This window comes from Streptomyces sp. NPDC059080 (assembly GCF_042739975.1).
GTDB classification, from domain to species: Bacteria; Actinomycetota; Actinomycetes; order Streptomycetales; family Streptomycetaceae; genus Streptomyces; species Streptomyces benahoarensis.
Map to the genome: position 1 here is coordinate 1 of NZ_JBHYGX010000090.1, position 1,209 is coordinate 1,209.

Below are 1,209 nucleotides of genomic sequence, written 5' to 3' on the forward strand. Positions count from 1 at the left end.
ATGTGAGCGTTGATTATCTTATCGAATCTATAAGAGGTTTTTTAGGTGCTAAACTTCCCGCTGAAATAGGAACAATAAGTATGCATGTTGTCCCCAATAATAAAAGGAAACAGCATAAAGCATTTATGAGAAATTTTGATTCTCTTAGACTGGCTGATATGAATTCATGGATTTTGCTATATGAAGGAAAAGCCGATTTAAGGAGATATAAAGATTTATTAATTGCAATAAATGCAGGCATGAGGGTTTTATATGACAATGAAGAAAAGGCTCAATTTATTGGGGATTTAATTCAGAAATATCTCCCGCAAGTAAATATCAAAACGGCGAAACGTTTAGCGAAGGATTTACGATGGAGAGGTGGATTTTAAATGAGTAAGGAAAAAGAGAATAAAGAAAAAAGCGCAAGTAAACCCGTTAAGATACTTACGCTTGATACTGAGACGCGAGGACTTTTTGGGGAAGTCTTCCGCGTCGGATTATATGACGGTAGTAGATACCGTGCGACAAACACTTTTAAAAACCTGAAAACGGTTCTCTCACAGTATACCACAAAATACGATTGTCATGTATTTATTCATAATCTAGATTTCGACATTTCAAAAATCGCAAAGGACATTTTACCTGAAGCGGATTTAAAAAATTCGATTTTTATTAATAATGTCGTTACGGTATTTAAAACAGGTCTTAATGAATCCCAAATAACTGAAGAAAATGAAATTATTTCGCAACCTATTACATTTCATGATTCCAGCAAGCTTGTAATGGGTTCATTAAAAAAGATATGTGAGGATTTTAATATTTCGCAAGAAAAAGCAAAAATAGATTTAAAAGACCATATTTTGAAATTGGGATGGGCGCTTGACGCTGACGGAAACCCCACAAATGACCCGGGTAAATATGATGACCGGGAATCCCAAGGGAATTATTTTATGAAGGTCGATCCGTATGAACCTGAATTAAATGAATATTTACGGTTGGACTGTGTGGCATTATATGAAATTGTTACAATGCTTATTGAAATATCCGGCTTGCCGATTCATGAATTTTTAAAATGTCCTACTACCGCAAGTCTTGCAATGAAAGTATATCAAATGAATTATCCTGAAGATTATGAAAAGGCTATTTCCACGAATTACGGTTATAGCAAATGGGGCGAGTTTACAGAGGATTTTATACGCAAGGCATATTATGGTGGACGTACAGAAG

Annotated in this window: 2 protein-coding genes; both read left to right on the forward strand. The window is 34.9% G+C overall.

Annotated features, from left to right (window positions below; translation table 11 throughout):
• On the forward strand, positions 1 to 371 hold a 371-nt coding region (locus tag ACFWWQ_RS29655), incomplete at its 5' end, for a hypothetical protein (protein ID WP_384602353.1).
• On the forward strand, positions 372 to 1,209 hold an 838-nt coding region (locus ACFWWQ_RS29660), incomplete at its 3' end, for a DNA polymerase (protein WP_384602355.1). It lies immediately after the preceding gene.